Annotated in this window: 24 protein-coding genes; 15 read left to right on the forward strand and 9 right to left on the reverse strand. The window is 38.1% G+C overall.

All coding sequences use genetic code 11. The annotated features are described in order from the left end of the window. The first annotated feature begins 272 nt into the window (after positions 1–272). Positions 273–1,415 (forward strand): 1-acyl-sn-glycerol-3-phosphate acyltransferase, encoded by a 1,143-nt coding sequence (locus tag FW781_RS05655; RefSeq protein WP_149386523.1) that lies wholly within the window; start codon positions 273–275, stop codon positions 1,413–1,415. Positions 1,416–1,593: 178 nt separating this feature from the next. Here the strand turns inward: FW781_RS05655 and FW781_RS05660 are convergent, their stop codons facing one another. After that, on the reverse strand, positions 1,594–2,643 hold the full coding sequence (locus tag FW781_RS05660) for an alpha/beta fold hydrolase (protein ID WP_149386524.1): 1,050 nt from the start codon (positions 2,641–2,643) through the stop codon (positions 1,594–1,596). 227 nt (positions 2,644–2,870) lie between these two features. Between FW781_RS05660 and FW781_RS05665 the strand changes: the two genes are divergently transcribed. Beyond that, positions 2,871–3,416, forward strand: coding sequence for a hypothetical protein (locus FW781_RS05665; RefSeq protein WP_149386525.1), 546 nt, complete (start codon positions 2,871–2,873; stop codon positions 3,414–3,416). Positions 3,417–3,434: 18 nt separating this feature from the next. On the opposite strand, the gene FW781_RS05670 is transcribed toward FW781_RS05665, so the two are convergent. From FW781_RS05670 to FW781_RS05680, 3 genes are all read right to left on the reverse strand, one after another. Further along, complete coding sequence (locus tag FW781_RS05670) at positions 3,435–3,863, reverse strand: DUF3592 domain-containing protein (protein WP_149386526.1); 429 nt, start codon at positions 3,861–3,863, stop codon at positions 3,435–3,437. Between the two features lie 88 nt (positions 3,864–3,951). Continuing rightward, a complete protein-coding gene (locus FW781_RS05675; protein ID WP_149386527.1) occupies positions 3,952–5,439 on the reverse strand; it encodes a serine hydrolase in 1,488 nt (495 codons plus the stop codon). 87 nt (positions 5,440–5,526) lie between these two features. Beyond that, a complete protein-coding gene (locus tag FW781_RS05680) occupies positions 5,527–6,099 on the reverse strand; it encodes a helix-turn-helix domain-containing protein (protein ID WP_149386528.1) in 573 nt (190 codons plus the stop codon). 187 nt (positions 6,100–6,286) lie between these two features. Between FW781_RS05680 and FW781_RS05685 the strand changes: the two genes are divergently transcribed. Beyond that, positions 6,287–7,180, forward strand: a complete 894-nt coding sequence (locus FW781_RS05685) for a CPBP family intramembrane glutamic endopeptidase (protein WP_149386529.1) — start codon at positions 6,287–6,289, stop codon at positions 7,178–7,180. A gap of 99 nt (positions 7,181–7,279) precedes the next feature. Here FW781_RS05685 and FW781_RS05690 read toward each other — a convergent pair whose 3' ends face one another. Further along, positions 7,280–8,758, reverse strand: a complete 1,479-nt coding sequence (locus FW781_RS05690; RefSeq protein ID WP_149386530.1) for a hypothetical protein — start codon at positions 8,756–8,758, stop codon at positions 7,280–7,282. Positions 8,759–9,183: 425 nt separating this feature from the next. Here FW781_RS05690 and FW781_RS05695 point away from each other — a divergent pair, with 425 nt between their 5' ends. The 11 genes from FW781_RS05695 (at position 9,184) to FW781_RS05745 (ending at position 13,732) form a co-directional block, all read left to right on the forward strand. Beyond that, positions 9,184–9,399 carry a RebB family R body protein gene (locus tag FW781_RS05695; RefSeq protein ID WP_034697211.1) on the forward strand — a complete coding sequence of 72 codons (216 nt, stop codon included), beginning with the start codon at positions 9,184–9,186 and terminating at the stop codon, positions 9,397–9,399. Positions 9,400–9,416: 17 nt separating this feature from the next. After that, complete coding sequence (locus FW781_RS05700; protein ID WP_149386531.1) at positions 9,417–9,932, forward strand: hypothetical protein; 516 nt, start codon at positions 9,417–9,419, stop codon at positions 9,930–9,932. 38 nt (positions 9,933–9,970) lie between these two features. Next, complete coding sequence (locus tag FW781_RS05705; protein ID WP_047387839.1) at positions 9,971–10,159, forward strand: hypothetical protein; 189 nt, start codon at positions 9,971–9,973, stop codon at positions 10,157–10,159. After that, positions 10,156–10,986, forward strand: a complete 831-nt coding sequence (locus tag FW781_RS05710) for a hypothetical protein (protein ID WP_149386532.1) — start codon at positions 10,156–10,158, stop codon at positions 10,984–10,986. Before FW781_RS05705 ends, FW781_RS05710 begins: the two co-directional genes overlap by 4 nt. A 27-nt stretch (positions 10,987–11,013) precedes the next feature. Further along, positions 11,014–11,400 carry a hypothetical protein gene (locus FW781_RS05715; RefSeq protein ID WP_149386533.1) on the forward strand — a complete coding sequence of 129 codons (387 nt, stop codon included), beginning with the start codon at positions 11,014–11,016 and terminating at the stop codon, positions 11,398–11,400. A gap of 23 nt (positions 11,401–11,423) precedes the next feature. Continuing rightward, the gene (locus tag FW781_RS05720) at positions 11,424–11,651 is read left to right on the forward strand and encodes a RebB family R body protein (protein WP_077418521.1); all 228 of its coding nucleotides are present in this window, start codon (positions 11,424–11,426) and stop codon (positions 11,649–11,651) included. Positions 11,652–12,110: 459 nt separating this feature from the next. Continuing rightward, the gene (locus FW781_RS05725) at positions 12,111–12,368 is read left to right on the forward strand and encodes a RebB family R body protein (RefSeq protein ID WP_047378383.1); all 258 of its coding nucleotides are present in this window, start codon (positions 12,111–12,113) and stop codon (positions 12,366–12,368) included. A 77-nt stretch (positions 12,369–12,445) separates the two neighbouring features. Then, complete coding sequence (locus FW781_RS05730) at positions 12,446–12,703, forward strand: RebB family R body protein (RefSeq protein WP_047387828.1); 258 nt, start codon at positions 12,446–12,448, stop codon at positions 12,701–12,703. A gap of 82 nt (positions 12,704–12,785) precedes the next feature. Beyond that, positions 12,786–13,043, forward strand: a complete 258-nt coding sequence (locus FW781_RS05735; protein WP_077418519.1) for a RebB family R body protein — start codon at positions 12,786–12,788, stop codon at positions 13,041–13,043. Positions 13,044–13,127: 84 nt separating this feature from the next. Continuing rightward, entirely contained in the window at positions 13,128–13,385 is a 258-nt protein-coding gene (locus tag FW781_RS05740; protein WP_047421299.1) for a RebB family R body protein, read from the forward strand. An 83-nt stretch (positions 13,386–13,468) separates the two neighbouring features. Continuing rightward, the gene (locus FW781_RS05745; RefSeq protein ID WP_047378387.1) at positions 13,469–13,732 is read left to right on the forward strand and encodes a RebB family R body protein; all 264 of its coding nucleotides are present in this window, start codon (positions 13,469–13,471) and stop codon (positions 13,730–13,732) included. Between the two features lie 67 nt (positions 13,733–13,799). Here FW781_RS05745 and FW781_RS05750 read toward each other — a convergent pair whose 3' ends face one another. The 4 genes from FW781_RS05750 to FW781_RS05765 form a co-directional block, all read right to left on the reverse strand. Continuing rightward, positions 13,800–14,477 (reverse strand): response regulator transcription factor, encoded by a 678-nt coding sequence (locus FW781_RS05750; RefSeq protein ID WP_149386534.1) that lies wholly within the window; start codon positions 14,475–14,477, stop codon positions 13,800–13,802. Between the two features lie 8 nt (positions 14,478–14,485). Continuing rightward, positions 14,486–15,130: a sensor histidine kinase gene (locus tag FW781_RS05755; RefSeq protein ID WP_172625674.1), complete on the reverse strand. Its 645-nt coding sequence runs from the start codon at positions 15,128–15,130 to the stop codon at positions 14,486–14,488. 74 nt (positions 15,131–15,204) lie between these two features. Continuing rightward, positions 15,205–15,849 carry a hypothetical protein gene (locus FW781_RS05760; RefSeq protein WP_077418516.1) on the reverse strand — a complete coding sequence of 215 codons (645 nt, stop codon included), beginning with the start codon at positions 15,847–15,849 and terminating at the stop codon, positions 15,205–15,207. Further along, positions 15,836–16,546, reverse strand: coding sequence for a hypothetical protein (locus tag FW781_RS05765; RefSeq protein WP_149386536.1), 711 nt, complete (start codon positions 16,544–16,546; stop codon positions 15,836–15,838). Before FW781_RS05765 ends, FW781_RS05760 begins: the two co-directional genes overlap by 14 nt. 205 nt (positions 16,547–16,751) lie before the next feature. Between FW781_RS05765 and FW781_RS05770 the strand changes: the two genes are divergently transcribed. Beyond that, positions 16,752–17,387, forward strand: a complete 636-nt coding sequence (locus FW781_RS05770) for a LysE family translocator (RefSeq protein ID WP_149386537.1) — start codon at positions 16,752–16,754, stop codon at positions 17,385–17,387. The last annotated feature ends 121 nt before the right edge of the window (positions 17,388–17,508 follow it).

A 17,508-nucleotide genomic window follows, 5' to 3' on the forward strand; every position in this document is an offset into this window, starting at 1 on the left:
AGCCTATTATAAAATACCGCGGGAATCTAAATATAACACGTTTAAGTTTAGGCTAAAGCCAGATGAATATTTTTTTATTATTAAAACGGGCTCCCTTCGACTAAGCTCAGGATTATAGCCCGTTCCTATTGAATTCCTTCAGCATATTAAAAGAAAATAGCTCCATCTTGTCCTAACTCCTACGCCCTTCATAATACTTTAACAAGCATTATACCCATTCCCCAGATAAATTTTCGTTCTTTTGCAAAAAGTTTTAATTTTTAAATAATCGCATGTCGAAGTTTGATGAAATACGGTATTTTCATGATCATGAAGTGAATGAAAGATTGCAGAGTGTAGCCCGTGATCCCATGATGAAAGCACTGATGAACTTTACTTTTCCCGGTGTGGATGAGCAGGTCTGGCTGGAACAGTTTAAAGAGATCAACTCTATAAGTGATTTTCAGCATCATTTTGTAGCGCATACCGTTCGTCAGATCCTTGCAAAAAGTTCTGAAGGTTTAACGACCTCAGGCTTCGATAAGCTGGATAAAAATACACCATACCTTTACATTTCAAATCACAGAGATATTGTATTGGATACTTCACTGCTTAATCTGGCTCTTCTGGAAAGCGGCCATATTATGACTGCTTCAGCCATTGGGGATAACCTTGTGAAAAGAAACTTTTTGAATGTACTGGCTAAACTGAACCGTAATTTTTTAGTTCAAAGAGGTTTATCGCTTCGTGATCAGCTTAAAAGTTCACAAACGATGTCTGAGTATATTGATCATCAATTACATGATGAAAATCGTTCTGTATGGATTGCTCAGCGTGAAGGCCGTACCAAAAACGGTAATGATGCCACTCAACAGGGTGTTTTAAAAATGCTTGCAATGGCCTCAGGAGATCAATCACTCATAGAGTATTTTAAAACTTTAAAGATTGTTCCCATATCCATTTCTTATGAATATGATCCTACAGATTCTTTGAAAATGCCTCAGCTTCTCGCACAGCACAGGGATGAAGAATATATCAAAGGTAAAAATGAAGATTTTACCACCATGCTCAGCGGTATATTAGGACAAAAGAAACGAATTCATCTGCATGCCGGTGATGTTATTGATACCGAACTGGATGAAATTGCCGCTACGATCGAGAATAAAAACAAACAATTGCAGGCTGTTGCACAGGTGATTGACCATTCCATCATTAAGAATTATAAGCTTTGGCCGACAAAATATATAGCCTACGATCTGATTCATCATACAGATACCTATGCTTCACACTATACCGAACAGGAGAAACAGCTGTTTATCCGAAGACTTGAGATGCGTATAGACCCATCTGATCCGGTGTCCAAGGAGTATTTCTTAGCGATGTATGCCAATCCTTTAGTGAATAAACTGAAGCTTGAAGAAGGTTTTGAAGGCTAATTCAGGATAAAATAAAAAGAGACTCTCTTATAAATTAAATCATTTGACTATGTCATTGGCAACGCCGAATCTTTGATTTCTGACGAAGGAAGAATCTTATTAATGGGATTCTTCCTTCGTCAGAATGACACTTTTGAGAAAGCCTCTAATATTGTTATGTTATAAATTCAACAGGTCTTTATTTGGGTTGTGACATGGAATCTACCTCTGTAATGGCATCTGCAAATGCTTTGGGAGCTTCCTGTGGTAAATTGTGTCCAATTCCGCCTGTCAGAGTGTGATGAGCATATTTTCCTGTATATCTGGAGGCATAACTTTCCGGTGCAGGAAATGCGGCTCCGTTGGCATCACCTTCCAGGGTAACTGTTGGGACTGTAATAGATGGAGATTTTGCCAGTTTAGCTTCAAGTGTATCATATTGTTTTTCTCCTTTCGCCAATCCCAGACGCCAGCGGTAATTATGGATTACGATATCAACATGGTCAGGGTTATCAAATGCTCCGGCAGAGCGTTCGTAGGTCTGATCATCAAAAGCCCATTTTGGTGAAGCTGTTTTCCAGATCAGTTTATTGAATGCGGCAGTATTCGCTTTATACCCTTTATAACCTCTTTCGGTTGAAAAGTAATACTGATACCACCATAAAAATTCAGCATTCGGAGGAAGAGGTTTTTCGTTGGCCTTTGGGCTTCCTATTAAATATCCGCTTACAGCCACCAGTCCAGTGCAGCGCTCAGGCCATAATGCGGCCATAATATCAGCAGTTCTGGCTCCCCAGTCAAAACCACCGATTATCGCTTTATCAATTTTCAGGGCATCCATAAAAGCAATGATATCCAATGCAACTGCGCTCTGCTGACCATTGCGTTTTGTATTGGGAGATACAAAGGTAGTAGTACCGTAACCTCTTAAATAAGGAACCAAAACACGGTAGCCTTTTTCGGCAAGTATAGCAGAAGACTGTTCAAAACTGTGGATATCATAAGGCCATCCGTGAAGAAGGATAACGGGTTTTCCATTTTCAGGCCCTACTTCTGCATATCCTACATCTAGTAGTCCTGCCCTGATTTTTTTTGTATTCTGAAAAGCTGATCTGATATCTGTATTTTCTATGCCTTTTTCGCCAGCGCTATAAGTCTGTGCTTTCAGAGACCATAATCCCATTCCTATAAAAATAAATAAGGATAAAATAGCCTGTACTTTTTTACTGAAGTTCAATGTAGTATTCATAATAGTGATGTTTTGTTAGGGTAAAATTATTGCAAAACTGAGACAGGAATAAGTGTAAATACTTTGAACTGGTCATATTGAACGGTGAATAATGATTTTCACACGGTAAACCAGACAGCAGAATATATACAGATGCTTAAAATCATTATCAAAATGTGCAAAACAGAATTCATCATCCGTCAGTTTTTCCAAAAACAGTATCTTCGTACTTGAAAAAATTTGACAAAATGAAGAAAATACTATTTCTGGCTTCGGCTGTGCTTGTTCTCAATTCATGTGTGGTAAGAACGGCTACAAAAGTAGTTTCAGGCGCTGTAAGCTTAAGTTATAAAGCTGTAAAAGGAACTGTAAACGGAATCAGCTGGGCCGTAAGCAAAGCAAAAGGGAAAATTGATGAAGACCGCATAGACGGAACCTGGAAAGTGGTAGGCGTTTACCGTGGTTCTTTCGATGATTTTTCAAAAGATCAGAATCCTGACGGCTCATTTACTTCAGAATGTACAGAAGGTTTTGACCAGATCATTTTCAAGGCTAAAAAGTCTAAATTCAAGCCTGTACACTGCAGTACACAAGATGAAGACTGGGTAAAATATTCTATGGAGTTCGGGAAAAATCCTTCAACAAAAGAAAAGGAAAATTATATAGAATACAATTCCAACAACTATATTTCTGTCATCGATGCTAATAATAAGACGATGATTCTGGAAGGAAACCTGATGCCTAAACTGGGATTTTCCGGAGCTAAGCTGTATCTGCTGGAAAAAGTAAAGTAGAAATACAGTAGGAGCAGGTTATTTTAAAAACTGATTTGCAATAAAATAGCCTCCTCCTATCACCAGTAATGGCAATGCAATAGAAATCAATATTAAAGGCCAGGCAAAAATTCTGAAATACGTATATAATTCTACGGAAGAGGGATCCTCGGGATCGTAGATAACAGTTTCGGTATCACCTACTGACCAGGCTGAAGGATTGGTACCTTCCGGCAGTTCATACGTATAGTCAACATTATTTTGTGTACGGAAGGTAAAGAGAGGACTGAATACTACTCCATCCGATTCAAATTCCCGCAGTGAGGTAACAGTTGCGGTTGCTTTTTCTGCTTTTTTTAAGAATGAGAGTGTGTTTTTGAAGCTCAACAATGCTGCAACAAACAGAATCACTCCTGCTCCAAGGATAATATAATATTGCCACATAGCTTTCTTTTTATGTCCGTTCATAATAGTGTATCCTGAAAATAAATATCAGCTACCTTACTTATTTCCAGATTGATATCCTAAATATACAAAGATTTATCACAACAGATAATTATTTACTTTCTATCTCCACAATCCTCTTCCCCTGCTCTCCCAGATAGTGAACCACCAGTTTTTCATAGACTTTATAGCCATCGTCTACATTGGTAAATATCACAATCCCCTTTCCTGAATTGGGCAGTACAATGGCAATACATCTTGTTCCCTGATCGGCACCTCCATGAGATAAAGCATATTCACCATTCCCAAGATCATAGATTTCAAAACCTAACCCGAAATATTTACCCTCTTTTACTTTTACCTGTTTTCTGATCATTTCCTGAAAGACTTCCGGCTTCAGATTTTTTCCTTTCATAACGCTGACCATAAAATTTCCGTAATCTTCTATTGTGGTATGCAGATCATCGGCAGCATTGGCTGTTTTATTTTTTTCTATCGGATAAGCATTTCCCTTTTCATTGTATCCTGTTACAAATCTCGACTCATCTGTATTCTGATCCCAGATATAGTTTGTATTACGCATTTTGAGGGGCTGAAATATAAGTTCTTTCGCAAGCTGATCCAGTGATTTTCCAAACTTTTTTTCCAATGCTTTCCGAAGGTATTCAAAACCTTCTCCTGAGTATTGGTATTTTGTACCGGGATCAAACTGAAAGCTCAGTTTTTTGTCCGCGTTCATCCATCTCCAGTTGGGAAAACCGGTCTGGTGGCTCAGGAGCATTCTGGTTGTCAGTTTCTGATGTCTCGGATCGTTGATGATATCCGGATCTGTCCAGTAGGCATCTAAAGGTTCATCCAGTTTCCATTTTCCCAAACTTATTAGCCTTAATGCGACTATTGCCGTGACAGGTTTGGTAAGAGAGGCTACATTAAAGCAGGCATTAAGGGGAGCTGAAATTCCTGTTTTAGTATTTCCAAAAACTTTTACCTTCTGTAGTTTTCCTCCTTCTATAATTCCTAATCCCATCGTGGGAATATTATTTTCTTTCAGCCAGCTTTGCATTGACTGATCGTTATCAAACATTGTTTCATTATCAGTAGTCTGCTTCGGATGGTGATCAAAGCTCAATGAATTCTTAAGTTTCCACTCAGCATTTTCCAGGATCCACAGATGGGTAAATTTTGCTTCCCCAACCAATTTTTCAGCCTGATCTCCTACCTTCTCATAAAACAGATGATCTCCGTTCTGAATGGCAGCATATATTTTTCCCTCTTTATACATGGGATAAATCTCAGTACTTTTATCCACTAAGACTCTTTTTAATTGGTAGGTTTCCGGAGACTTGCACAATCCGTTTTTAAAATCAATGATGAATTTCTTTTTGTCCTCAAAGCCGCCTTTATCATGATAAAATTCAAACCCGTCACTTAACATGCTTTCCATCTTTCCGATGTTACAGGTATTGTAGCCTGCTGAAAAAAACAGGCTGTCTTTTGAGATAATTGTTTTGTAAAGAGGATCTGTTTTTTCCGTCTGAGCATAAACGATATTTATCAACAGAATAAAAAAAGGAAGGATAAGCCGTGCAGATTTTATCATTGTTATTTTTTTGACAAAGGTTCAATTTCATTTTGTTTTTTTAATAAAAATGAACCCGACAAAAACCCGACAAAGCCACGACACAAATTATAACATACTGAATTTCAGATTGAAATATAACTTCTTTTTACGATCAATCTCAGCAGCATTTCGGAGAATCATGAATACGTTGGACAATGCAATAAGGATCATCAGAATAAGCGTAAACTCTTTTCCGAGCTTTAAAAATATACCGAGCATAAACACAATAGGTGCTATAGCAGTCCAAAACATCTGCAGTGAAATAATCTGTTTGATAAGACTGTTTCTCTGCTTCATGACAAACATCAGCAGAAAGGGAGCCAGAATATTTAATGGTGGTACGACCACAAATAATAAGGAAGAGAGATTGATCATTTTAACCAAAGAATAATTGATTGTTACAGATTCTTCTGGTGCTTCTGTTTTTACCTCATTATTTTCCTGAGAAATAATGTTTTCTTCCTGTAATAATAAAGATTCCTCTATTTCCAAAGTCTGCGCCAGTGCTCTTAAAGTATGTCCCTTAGGTTCTGTTCCGGATTCTATCCGCTGAATGGTTCTTACAGAAATTTTTGATTTTTCTGACAGCTCCTCCTGAGTCAGATTTTTTTGTTCTCTTATGGCTTTTAGTCTGGACATGTTCTAAGGTAATTCTGAAAAAAATATTTTGGCTAATTTACAGTTTTCCATTATTAAAAAACGGAAGACCTCTTTTTTAAATTGAACAGGGCTAAAATTAATATTCATATAAGAAATAAGTGTACTTTTATTAAAAAATAACCTTCTATTTTTCAACTATTTATAAACTACAACACCAAATCAGTTTATGGAAAATACAATATCCAAATCCGAAATCAGGAAGAATATTGCCACTTACCTGTTTCTTACCCTGCTTTTCTGTCTCCCGGTCTATTATATGTGTATTCGTACCGGAAAACTCGGTGGCGGAATTATATCCTATGCTACCATTGTGATGTGGTGCCCGGCCATTGCAGCACTTCTTACCTGCCGTATCCGGAAAATTCCTGTTTCTTCCCTGGGCTGGAAATGGGGCCTTACGAAATACCAGATCATGGCTTACTGTATTCCTATTCTTTACGCTTTTGTTCCTTATCTTATCATCTGGATCAGTGGTGCTGGCGGCTTTTATAATCATGAATTTGTAGCAGATGCCGGCAAAGGGATGGGCTGGAATCTTTCTGATGGCCAGACCATCATCCTGTATGTCATTCTGATGAGCAGCTTTGGCATGGTACGTTCTGTAGGATCGGCATTGGGTGAGGAAATAGGCTGGCGGGGTCTTCTTACTCCGCAGTTAGCAAAGATCAATTCTTATACTGCCACCTCCCTTTGGATGGGTCTCATATGGGCTATCTATCATTATCCTCTTCTGCTTTTTTCCAATTATAATACAGGCGGTCCCAAATGGCTGGCTCTTTTATGTTTTACGGTCATGATATTTGCATCTTGTTTCATTTTCACCTGGTTACGGTTAAAATCCGGGAGTTTATGGACCGGAGCTATTTTACATGCCAGCCACAACCTTTTTATACAGTCTATTTTCACACCGCTTACTGTGGATACGGGAAATACCAATTATTATATTGATGAGTTTGGGATTGCCCTACCTATTGCAACCGCTATCGTTGCCTACTTTTTCTGGAGAAAGAGAAAAGAATTACCTGAAAAGGAAACTGAAGATACTCTTCTTTCCGCATAGTATTATTCATCAAAAAACAGCCTTCCGTGCAGAAGGCTGTTTTTTGAAATATCAGTGAAGTCAGTATTTTAATTAATCAGCAGAGTCCGGGCTTACTGTCTAATTGGCAATTTCCAACAGTTTTTTGTAATCTTTTCTTTTCTGTGGGATGATTGGGTTGTACATAATTTCTTTGTCAATCCAGCGTTCAGGCTTTAAAAATGAGAGAATAAGCTCCATATCTTTGTCATTAAACCCTTCATAAAATCTGCTTTTTTCTTCTTTTGGTATGGGAGTTAAGGCTTTTTCATCTTTTCTACGCGGAGCGAAATGCGCCCCTGTATAATCTCTTTTTTCGTCTCTGAATTTTGCTTCTATAGTAGGTTTAAGCTGCTGCTTTAGTTCTTTTATCTCATTTTCCGTTTTAGGTGTGGTCATTATTATTTTGTTGATCTCTTCACCTAATTCGTACTCAATTCTTTGATTGATGTCTTTTATTTTTTCCTGAAGAAATTTACCTGATCGTGTTGGAGGTTCACTCAGCAACAAACGTTCATATCCGGTGGCTTCTCCTCCTTTTTTAGTCTTCCCTTCATTCTCCTTCTTCCAGGCAAGCATTCTGCCTCCGCTCTCACTGCCTTCTTCTTCCATGTACCTTACCGTGTATCCTAACATCGCCATCACTTCAAGGTTACCGCTTCTGAAGCCCAGATGCTTTACATGGGTGAAATTTTTCTCAAAATACTCATACAGCTTAAACTGCCCAAAACGGGTATTACCTCCCCATGCTAATAAAGATGGTGTTTTATCATCCCAAAACTCGGTGATGTTGAATACTTTGGAAGGATGAATATACCTTTTGACATCACTGACAATATCATCAAACTTAGATCCTCTCTCTTTCACATAGCCTTTATCTCCGGTAATAATAATTGCATCATACATCTCTGCTACTCTATAAATAATCTGCCTGATTCCTGTATAGCTGGTATCGTGTTCTATATGGATATCTCCTCCTTTTCCACTGAAACGGGACCATAAAATAAGTAAGTTGTTTCCACTGGTGGGTATTCCTTGTTGTTCCAGCCATTTTTTTATAGCGTCATCTTCATAGGTGTTGATATTGACCTCCCATCTTTCTTTTAGCTTAGCCCGTAAGGCCGGCGAGTATTTTCTGGCAATATAGTCTGTTCCATAATTCACTCCTTTAATATATCCCTTTCGCTGATACTTACGTGCTTCATCTTCTAATTTTTTCTTACCGGTCTTATCTCCCCTTAACTGTTTTACTTCTACAACATGTATTCTGTCCTCACCTATCCCGGAATCTCTATAGAATTTTTTTATAGAATCTGCTTTATCCGTATGGTCTTTGACCGTGCCGTCGCCTTTTGAAATGACAACATGAAGCTCCTCATCATCAATTAAAGCCGCGGCAATTCCAAACATATCACCGGTGGCATATCCGGGCTGGATAAGCACTTTAGGTTTAAATTCAGGTTTGGGGCCACGTTGACGTTCAGGTCTTGGTGCTGGTCTGCGAGCAGCAGCATCTGTATTGGAAACAGCTTCTTTGTCTTTTTTTCTATTTCTTATCATATCGTTTATTATAATACGTTAGGGAACAAATTTCAAGGTAAAGCTCCCGACAAAATAGAGGGGATCTACCCATTTTTAGAAATTCAGGGTTTCCCCTTATGAGCAGACAGGGTATTTGTGTATTATGTAGTAATGATGATAGAAATACTGTGATATGGCTGCTCTATTTTCCGGATTATGTTATTTACTGATACGATGATGATCTAAAAATTCACTCATAAGAGAATTCCCCTATTTTTTAAAATTCAGTTTTTTCCCTTAATGAAGATTTATTCCGTTTGATGAAATTTGTATCAGACAAAAGAGATCAACAGTCTCACAGTGAAGACCTGACCAAGACATAACAGTAAGGTTGAGTTGAAACAAAGACTTTGAAAAAAGATGTTTGAAAGTAAAAAATAATAGTAACCCATTAAAACCAGAATATGGCAGAAACAGTAAACACCCAGACTACAGATGCAGTAACGCAGACCAATGTTACCGTACTTGGTGAGTCTCCCGCACAGGCTATGAGTATGCTTTACCAGATGGCCACGCATGCCAGTGGAATTTCCATTCAGAATTCTGTAACAAACCAGCAGAACTTGAACCAGCTCAACCCTGCGATTGTTGCAGATGCCATTAAAATTTTAAAAGGATAATATAAAACCTTACAATCATGAGTGAACACAACAGTGAAACCCAACAATCCCAGGCAGCCAATGCTACCACTCCGGCGGAGAAAGCTGTAGTATTTGTGAACAGTGAGGTACTGGCCCCGCCTAAGGCTTCCCCAATGACCGGAGTAACAAAAGTAATGATAGAACAGTCTACAGGAATGATGGTTCAGGATTTACAGTCTTTTTTGAAAGGATTTGAACAGGTAGGTTTGATTGCATTAAGCAGGCTGGCCAATAATCTACTGACGTATGGAACGACTTTCGGCCCGGCTCCCGGCAGTAAGGAAACTTCCCCTCAGATGGCAGAGCAGCTGCAGGGCCAGGATGCAGGAAAAGGAAATGAAATGATGAAGGATTTGTTCAAAATGGTAAGTGAATATGCTGAGGTGAAGGCTAAAATTTCCAATACTATTTACAATGTCAACGCGCCTCCGGCTCCAATGGCTCTTCCTTCTCCTCCCTCGTTTACGGAAGTTTCTCCTGAGGCTGAAGATCCTGAAAAAAAAAACGAGTAGATCCGGTTCCGGAAGAAGTCTCATCAGAAAAGGAAGGTATGAGAAAAAGCTTTATCACGGCTGATCATGGGGGAAAATTAGTATTAAAGTCAGTAAAACTGACACAGCCACTCGTAAAACCAGAGATTAAGGAAGCAGTAATTCCTTCAGTAGAACCTGAAGTTAACCGAAAGAAAAAAACAATAATAAGTCAACTCCTTGAAAAAATTAAAATAAATAAAAGATGAATTATTCTTCAACAACCAAACCCGCCAAAATTTTAAATCTAGAAAATTTAAATGATTTAAATGAACGACTTTACCTGACCCGAAGCAGTGATATTTCTTATTTTGACACGAGAAGTGCTGATGTAAAAAAGACGGAACATAATGCAGAGCGAGTTGTATTTAATCTTCAGACCTCAAACATTAATATTCAGCCTGCCATAAGACTGGTGAACTGCATCAACAGAGGAAATAAAAGATACAACCATTTCCAGTCTTTTGTAGTGGAACCTATAGATAAATCAACGGGAATTGCCGTCATCATGGTGAAGCTGGATGATCCGAAAGTTTTTTATTGCAATGTGAGAATTTTACCTTTTACCACCTTAAATGAAATTGCAGTTTCAGATCTTGATTCAAAACTTCTTACCATTAATCTTGAAAAGGCAAAATGGATTCTCAAAACAGATATCACAATCACGCCATCTGATACGGGAGAAGCTCAGTATTCTGTACATGATGTAGATGTAGCTGCTATTTCCGAATTGGTAAGCCAGGAAGAAATAATTGAATTAAAAAGAGAGCTGGAGTTCCAGGCTTCCAAGCTGACCGCTCATTATTTCCAGGAAATCCTGAGTATTGTAGTGAATGAAAACCCTTCAAATACCAGCAGACTTCCTATAATTCCGGATGATTATATCCTTACCCTTCCTCCGAATCAGTTAAAAGAGATGCTGTCTGCTACTGCTATTTCAGCGTGTATCGCTCTGGAGATAACAGGTTATAATGTAGTAAAAGATATCAACCACGACTGGAAGGCGGCAGCTGCATTTATTAATTATCTGCTGTAAAGTTTCCAACATTATAAAACAGTACTTATGCGCAGAAGAACCCGCAAGAGGGCACCCGCTCACAAACCTCCGGTACCTGTAACGGAACCTGAAATCGTTGAAAAAGAAATCATGCCTTTTGTTTTAAGACATGAAGAGGAAATCATTAATTACATCAGAGATAAAGCCGTCAAAGAGACAATGAAATCGCTTGCCCCTTTGCTGGAAAAGCTGGAAGAAGCCGTAAAACAGCAAGAATCTCCTCAGGTGCAAGAGACTATACCACCACCTCAGGCCGATCCTCCTATGATGAACTATGAAGAACAGTTGAAAAGACTTCAGGAGGCATCTACGGCAAAGGTAAAGGAGAAAGAGCTCAAAATAATGGACCGAATGAATAAGCTGAATGCCAGATTTGGTAATATCCGCCCTTAAAAACATCAAAACCAACAGATATTATGAACGAAATTGATACTATAATTATGGGAATGTCCACCGCTGTACCTAATGCTATTTCAACACAGGTAAGCGCGCATTCTACAGGGGCTATGCAGATCAATTCTGCCCTGAACCAGCAACGAAACAACATGACCGCCATCGGCAGCTATGTGATGGGCCTAAAAAAAATGAGTCCAAAGAATATGAAAATAAAAGAACTGGAGACCATAAGAAAAGGACGTTTCTAATTTCAGTTCACCAACTACGGATGTGGCTTATTTCCCTGCAAAGATGAAAGCCGGTGCCCTCAATATATACAATCAGGTCAACATTTATTTTGCACCGTCTTTCAGATGCTGTCTATGTGCAGAAGCAATCACTCAGAATCCATCTTTAGCCCAAAGGAATCCAGCATTGCCAGTATACCTGCAGCAGAAATTTATTTTTAAGACAGATATTAAAAAATAAAAGCCACATCCTTTTTATCAGGAAATATGCTTTAAACTCATACAGATTTTACAGATAGGGTTTCAACCATTGTATTCAGAGCCACCCTTCAAGTCTAATTTATTCATAACCTGTCAATACCAATGCTTTTGGAATGTATCATCTGCAGGGTCTGTAGTGAGTTTAACATAAAATACAAAACTAGTTTACCTCAATAATTATTAACCGAGATCAGATCTCAACAAAAAACAAAAACAATTATGCCAGTTAATGAACAAATCACAGACGCCGTAACGCAATCGAACGTGAAAGTAGTAGGAGAATCTCCTGCCATGGCTTTAGCCAACGTGTACCAATCTGCAGCGCATTCTACAGGAATTATGTTTGAAAATGCAGTGAATGCACAAAACCAACAGAATATTTTAGGTCAGGCAGCTACCACTCAGGGTATTCTGCAGATTTACAGCCTGGATACTGTAGCAGATGCGGTTTCCATTGCTAAGATTCTTAAGCCTTAATTTTTAGCTTTTTGATAAAAAGTAATTTTCAGCCGGAAAATCCGGTCGTTTTTTAACCTAAATAAACAATAATCATTATGCCAGTTAACGAACAAATCACAGATGCAGTAACACAGTCGAATGTAAAAGTAGTAGCAGAATCTCCTGCAATGGCTTTGAGTAACGTGTATCAAACGGCTGCCCATTCTACAGGAATTATGTTTGAAAATGCGATGACCGCTCAAAATCAGCACAACATCGTAACACAAGCAGCTACTACACAAGGGATCACTCAAATCTACAGTAAAGATACCATCGCTGATGCCATCTCCATTGCTAAAATCCTTAAACCTTAATCCATTTTTTACAGACCGCAAATAAACAATTTTATACCACCGGAAAACCCGGTTATTTTAACCCAAATAAACAATAATCATTATGCCAGTAAACGAAAAAATCACAGACGCAGTAACGCAATCCAACGTAAAAGTAGTAGCAGAATCTCCTGCAATGGCGCTTGCCAACGTATATCAATCAGCAGCCCATTCTACAGGAATCATGTTTGAAAATGCAATAAATGCACAAAACCAGCAAAACATTGTCACTCAAGCAGCTACTACACAAGGAATCACTCAGATCTACAGTCTGGATACCATTGCTGATGCTGTTTCTATGGCTAAAATCCTTAATCCGTAATCCATTTTTGCGAAAAGCTTAAATACCATTGCCCAAACAACCGGAAAAGCCGGTTGTTTTTAACCCAAATAAACAATAATCATTATGCCAGTAAACGAACAAATCACAGACGCAGTAACACAGTCGAACGTAAAGGTAGTTGCAGAATCTCCTGCAGTAGCTTTAAGCAACGTATATCAGACAGCAGCCCATTCTACAGGAATTATGTTTGAAAATGCAGTAAGCGCACAAAACCAACAGAACATTGTAACTCAGGCAGCTACTACACAGGGTATCGCACAGATCTACAGTCTGGATACCATTGCTGATGCTGTTTCTATGGCTAAGATCCTTAATCCGTAATTCATTTTTGAGGAAAGCTTAAATAATTAATTCAAACAACCGGAAAAACCGGATATTTTTAACCCAAATAAACAATAATCATTATGCCAGTAAACGAACAAATCACAGACGCAGTAACACAATCGAACGTAAAAGTAGTTGCAGAATCTCCTGCAATGGCTTTAAGTAACGTGTATCAATCTGCAGCACATTCTACAGGAATCATGTTTGAAAATGCAGTGAATGCACAAAACCAACAGAACATTTTAGGTCAGGCAGCTACCACTCAGGGTATTCTGCAGATCTACAGCCTGGACACTGTAGCAGATGCGGTTTCTATTGCTAAAGTATTGAATCCTAAATTATAGTGTATTTTTAGAGTTCTTGTTATCAGGGAGTACTTTTATGTGCTCCCTGATTCTTTTTTGGATAAAATTATTTATCAAATAATACAATTTCGTTCGGATCTATAACCTGATTCTGTACTGCGTAAATAACAAGCCCGGCCATATTTTTTACTCCTGTTTTGATCATCAGGTTGGTTTTATGGGTTTCCACAGTTTTGGGAGAAATAAAAAGAGAATCTGCAATTTCCTTGGTACTGAGCTGTTGGCAAACCAGTCGCAGAACATCCACCTCTCTATCGGTAAGCTCATTCTTAGAAAAAGCATGAAACTCCGGAAGTTTATTGGAAAGCTGGGTTCTCATGACATCAATCTGATCATTGGAAAAGTAATGTCCTGTGTGGTAAACAGTTTTGATAACAGCCAATAATTCTTCTAGTTCAATTTCTTTAGGCAAAAAAGCATGGGCTCCCATTTTCAGCATTTGTCCCATGAATGAACGGCGGTAAAAACTGGAAAGTACAATGATTTTTGTTTCAGTTTCTCTTTTGGCCAGTTCGGACATTACTTCAAGGCCGTCACCATTCGTCATTCTCAGGTCCAGAATCAGAATATCTAAAGATCCGGAATCCTGGGTGAGAAACTGATAACCGCCTGTTGAGGTCAGTGTAACCTGATACTCTCCATTATGATCGATATAGTTTTTCAAAAGCTGTACAAACAGCAGATCGTCATCTACAATTCCGATTTTAATTTTTGTGTGTTCCATATTTATTTTTATTGTAAGGCCATACAGGCTATGAATTTTGTGCCTTTTTCGGGCTGTGTTTTAAGTTTATAAATGGCCTGGATTTTTTGTGCTCTTGACTGAATATTCCTCAACCCGATACCTCCCGACTGGGCTTCCATGATAAAACCCCGCCCGTTATCTTCTATGGTCATCATCAGATAGTTTAGAGATATTCTCAGGGATACGTCTACTCTGGTGGCTTCAGCATGTTTCAGGATATTGGAGATCAATTCCTGGACAATTCTGAAAAGGTTCAGTTTTACCGGGCTGCTGATAGGAGTTCTTATGGCAATATAGCGGAAAATGACCTCAATATTTTTATTAACCTGTTCAAGATAGTCTGCAATTAAATCTGCCAGCTCAACCTCATCAAGGTCCGGCGGTGTAAGATTATGAGAGAATTCCCTTATCAGCTGCATGGATTTTTTCAGATCGCGATTAAGCTCTTCGGGGTTTTTATCCGTAAGATTCAGGCGGATGAGATTCAACTGTGAGATAATATTATCATGAAGTTCTTCTGCCAGCCGTTCCCTGTCCTGTTCCTGCAAAAGCAGGGTATTCTCCCAATATTCCTTTTGTGTATTCCGGACCAGCTGAGAGACTTTCTGTTTGTTTTTCTTTATACTTTTCAAATAATTAATAACCAATAACGTAATGAATAACGTTGTTAAAAAAAATAGTCCAATACCGATCCATATCCATAGAACTATCTGATCCTGATTTTCCCAACGCCACATCCCAGATTAATAAAAGCAATATACAAAGACAATAGCAAGATGCCTCTAAAAAGCCAGACAGGGGCTACCCAACTCAGATGATTGCTGATTAAAAAATTAAAGGTAGTGGATATGATGCATTCAATAGAAAAAAACAGGAAAACAATGACGTTCACGATAAACATATCCCTATCAGTCCTGCCTTCCCTGATGATCTTCATAAAATAAGAGGCGGCATAACTACAAATAATAATACTGGTGATAACATTGGAATAAAAAGTAACCTGTGTATTATCCTGCACATAGAACACATTAATCATCAATACCAATACTGCAAAGCCATAGATCATCCGCCTTAACTCACGGGAAAGATGGATATAATACCGGCTGTAGATGACAGTAAGGATCATCAAACCAAAAAACTGGCTCAGTATATAATTGTAGGTATTGAGTGTATTTAATTTCATCAGCCGGTCTGTCAAGTCCGTCAGCTCCAGCATAAAATCTCCTGAAAGAAGCACAATCACAGGAAGTTTTGTTTTTATCCCTCCTCTTACCAATACAATCAGTCCTGTACATAAGACCAGGTTAATAATAATTTGTAAATACAGGGATAAACTGTTATACGAAAACACTGGTGCTTTGCTTCAAAAGTTGATAATCATTAAGAGTATCAACGGTAAAAGGAGGTCTTGGAGTAGAATAGTTTTCTGCAGTCTCACTCATATGATTAATGGCAAGGCTTTTCACTGTAATAATTTCGATATGATAAGGAAAAGCCGGATCTTTTTTCTCCAGATCATCAGTAAGCCCAAAGAAGCTGGTACAGGTTTGTCCTCCTGTAATTCCCATTTTATCATAATCTGAAAAGGGAATTGAAATCAGCTGAAAAATATCTTCGGTTTTCTGAGTCTGTATCCATGATGTACCAAACATGTTCCATCTGAAATTACGGTTAATAGCCGATTCAGCTGTAATTGGAGGCGAGGTCACTTCTCTATCATTACTGCTTTCCATCTTTTCTTCAGTAAAATTTCGGGAAAATTCTTTAATAATAATGGTACTAAAATCAGCATCCTTGTCACTTTTAGAATCGATCAGAAAAAATTTCAGCTGCTCCTCATGAATACCTACATAGGCATGAATACTTTTTAGCTCTTCTGTTTCAAGGTTTCTTTTCCATTGTTCTATTTCTTCCCCTGAAACGCTGAAATGAGTTCCCTGATTTAAAAAATTCAAAATTTCTGCCCCATTTGTATCAATTCCGTTTTTATAAGAATCAATAAGATTTTTCCATTTTCTGATGGCTTCAAAGATGTTTTCAGTAGTCATGATACTATTTATTTGTGAATGATAATTATTTTATGTGTTGAAATTTACAAAAAAAACAGACTGATATTTATTTTAAATCACATTCAAGTGGAAAATAAAATTTAATTGATTGAAAATTAATATTTCTTCAATTTTTTGTCATACTGAATTGGGTACAGTCTGTATCTTTGTGCCGGAAATACTCCCATTTAAATAACGACAACCAATGATTCCATTTCACGAACTTGTATTTTTCATTCTGGCTGCACTCATCCTGGTAATCAGTCCCGGTCCCAATATGATTTACCTGATTTCAAAATCTATAACACAAGGGAAAAAGTCCGGGTTTATTTCCTTGGCTGGAGTGGTGTGTGGGTTTTTGTTCCACATTATCATGGTATCTTTTGGTCTGACTGCGGTTTTGCTGGCCGTTCCATTGGCTTATACCGTCCTGAAGGCTCTGGGAACCATCTATCTTTTGTATCTGGCCTATCAGGCTGTAAAACCAAAGAGCAGGAATATTTTTGATGTTGATAAAAATGTTGCTCATGACAGTCCCAAAAAACTTTTTACCATTGGTTTTTTAACGAATGTATTAAATCCAAAAGTGGCCGTATTTTATCTGTCTTTCTTCCCTCAGTTTATCAAGCCAGAGTATGGTTCCGTATTCACGCAGAGTCTTGAACTTGGAGTGATTCAGGTTCTGATCAGCTTCAGCATTAACTTTATCATTGTATTGACTGCTGCAAGAGTTGCTTTATTCTTTTCCAATAATCCGGTCTGGATAAAGGTTCAGAAATGGTTTATGGCCAGCGTGTTAACCTATTTAGCAATAAAAATGGCATTTTCAAAAGCAAAATAAAATCCGGAACAGGTTTCTTGCTGTTCCGAATTCCTGTTGTATATTCATATAAAATCTGATCTAAAGAAAACATTATCATTATACACCGCGAATTTGAGATTAATATTCCGGCTGTAAAACC

This window comes from Chryseobacterium panacisoli, from assembly GCF_008274625.1.
In the GTDB taxonomy this organism is placed as follows: domain Bacteria; phylum Bacteroidota; class Bacteroidia; order Flavobacteriales; family Weeksellaceae; genus Chryseobacterium; species Chryseobacterium panacisoli.

Bases quoted from the DNA above. Each gene is read 5' to 3' on its own strand.
- FW781_RS05710 (WP_149386532.1), top strand. From the start codon at position 10,156: ATGAATTATTCTTCAACAACCAAACCCGCCAAAATTTTAAATCTAGAA.
- FW781_RS05715 (WP_149386533.1), top strand. From the start codon at position 11,014: ATGCGCAGAAGAACCCGCAAGAGGGCACCCGCTCACAAACCTCCGGTA.
- FW781_RS05740 (WP_047421299.1), top strand. From the start codon at position 13,128: ATGCCAGTAAACGAACAAATCACAGACGCAGTAACACAGTCGAACGTA.
- FW781_RS05675 (WP_149386527.1), bottom strand. From the start codon at position 5,439: ATGATAAAATCTGCACGGCTTATCCTTCCTTTTTTTATTCTGTTGATA.
- FW781_RS05655 (WP_149386523.1), top strand. From the start codon at position 273: ATGTCGAAGTTTGATGAAATACGGTATTTTCATGATCATGAAGTGAAT.
- FW781_RS05770 (WP_149386537.1), top strand. From the start codon at position 16,752: ATGATTCCATTTCACGAACTTGTATTTTTCATTCTGGCTGCACTCATC.
- FW781_RS05665 (WP_149386525.1), top strand. From the start codon at position 2,871: ATGAAGAAAATACTATTTCTGGCTTCGGCTGTGCTTGTTCTCAATTCA.
- FW781_RS05690 (WP_149386530.1), bottom strand. From the start codon at position 8,758: ATGATAAGAAATAGAAAAAAAGACAAAGAAGCTGTTTCCAATACAGAT.
- FW781_RS05670 (WP_149386526.1), bottom strand. From the start codon at position 3,863: ATGAACGGACATAAAAAGAAAGCTATGTGGCAATATTATATTATCCTT.
- FW781_RS05745 (WP_047378387.1), top strand. From the start codon at position 13,469: ATGCCAGTAAACGAACAAATCACAGACGCAGTAACACAATCGAACGTA.
- FW781_RS05705 (WP_047387839.1), top strand. From the start codon at position 9,971: ATGAGAAAAAGCTTTATCACGGCTGATCATGGGGGAAAATTAGTATTA.
- FW781_RS05725 (WP_047378383.1), top strand. From the start codon at position 12,111: ATGCCAGTTAATGAACAAATCACAGACGCCGTAACGCAATCGAACGTG.
- FW781_RS05685 (WP_149386529.1), top strand. From the start codon at position 6,287: ATGGAAAATACAATATCCAAATCCGAAATCAGGAAGAATATTGCCACT.
- FW781_RS05750 (WP_149386534.1), bottom strand. From the start codon at position 14,477: ATGGAACACACAAAAATTAAAATCGGAATTGTAGATGACGATCTGCTG.
- FW781_RS05735 (WP_077418519.1), top strand. From the start codon at position 12,786: ATGCCAGTAAACGAAAAAATCACAGACGCAGTAACGCAATCCAACGTA.
- FW781_RS05720 (WP_077418521.1), top strand. From the start codon at position 11,424: ATGAACGAAATTGATACTATAATTATGGGAATGTCCACCGCTGTACCT.
- FW781_RS05765 (WP_149386536.1), bottom strand. From the start codon at position 16,546: ATGACTACTGAAAACATCTTTGAAGCCATCAGAAAATGGAAAAATCTT.
- FW781_RS05730 (WP_047387828.1), top strand. From the start codon at position 12,446: ATGCCAGTTAACGAACAAATCACAGATGCAGTAACACAGTCGAATGTA.
- FW781_RS05695 (WP_034697211.1), top strand. From the start codon at position 9,184: ATGGCAGAAACAGTAAACACCCAGACTACAGATGCAGTAACGCAGACC.
- FW781_RS05700 (WP_149386531.1), top strand. From the start codon at position 9,417: ATGAGTGAACACAACAGTGAAACCCAACAATCCCAGGCAGCCAATGCT.
- FW781_RS05680 (WP_149386528.1), bottom strand. From the start codon at position 6,099: ATGTCCAGACTAAAAGCCATAAGAGAACAAAAAAATCTGACTCAGGAG.
- FW781_RS05660 (WP_149386524.1), bottom strand. From the start codon at position 2,643: ATGAATACTACATTGAACTTCAGTAAAAAAGTACAGGCTATTTTATCC.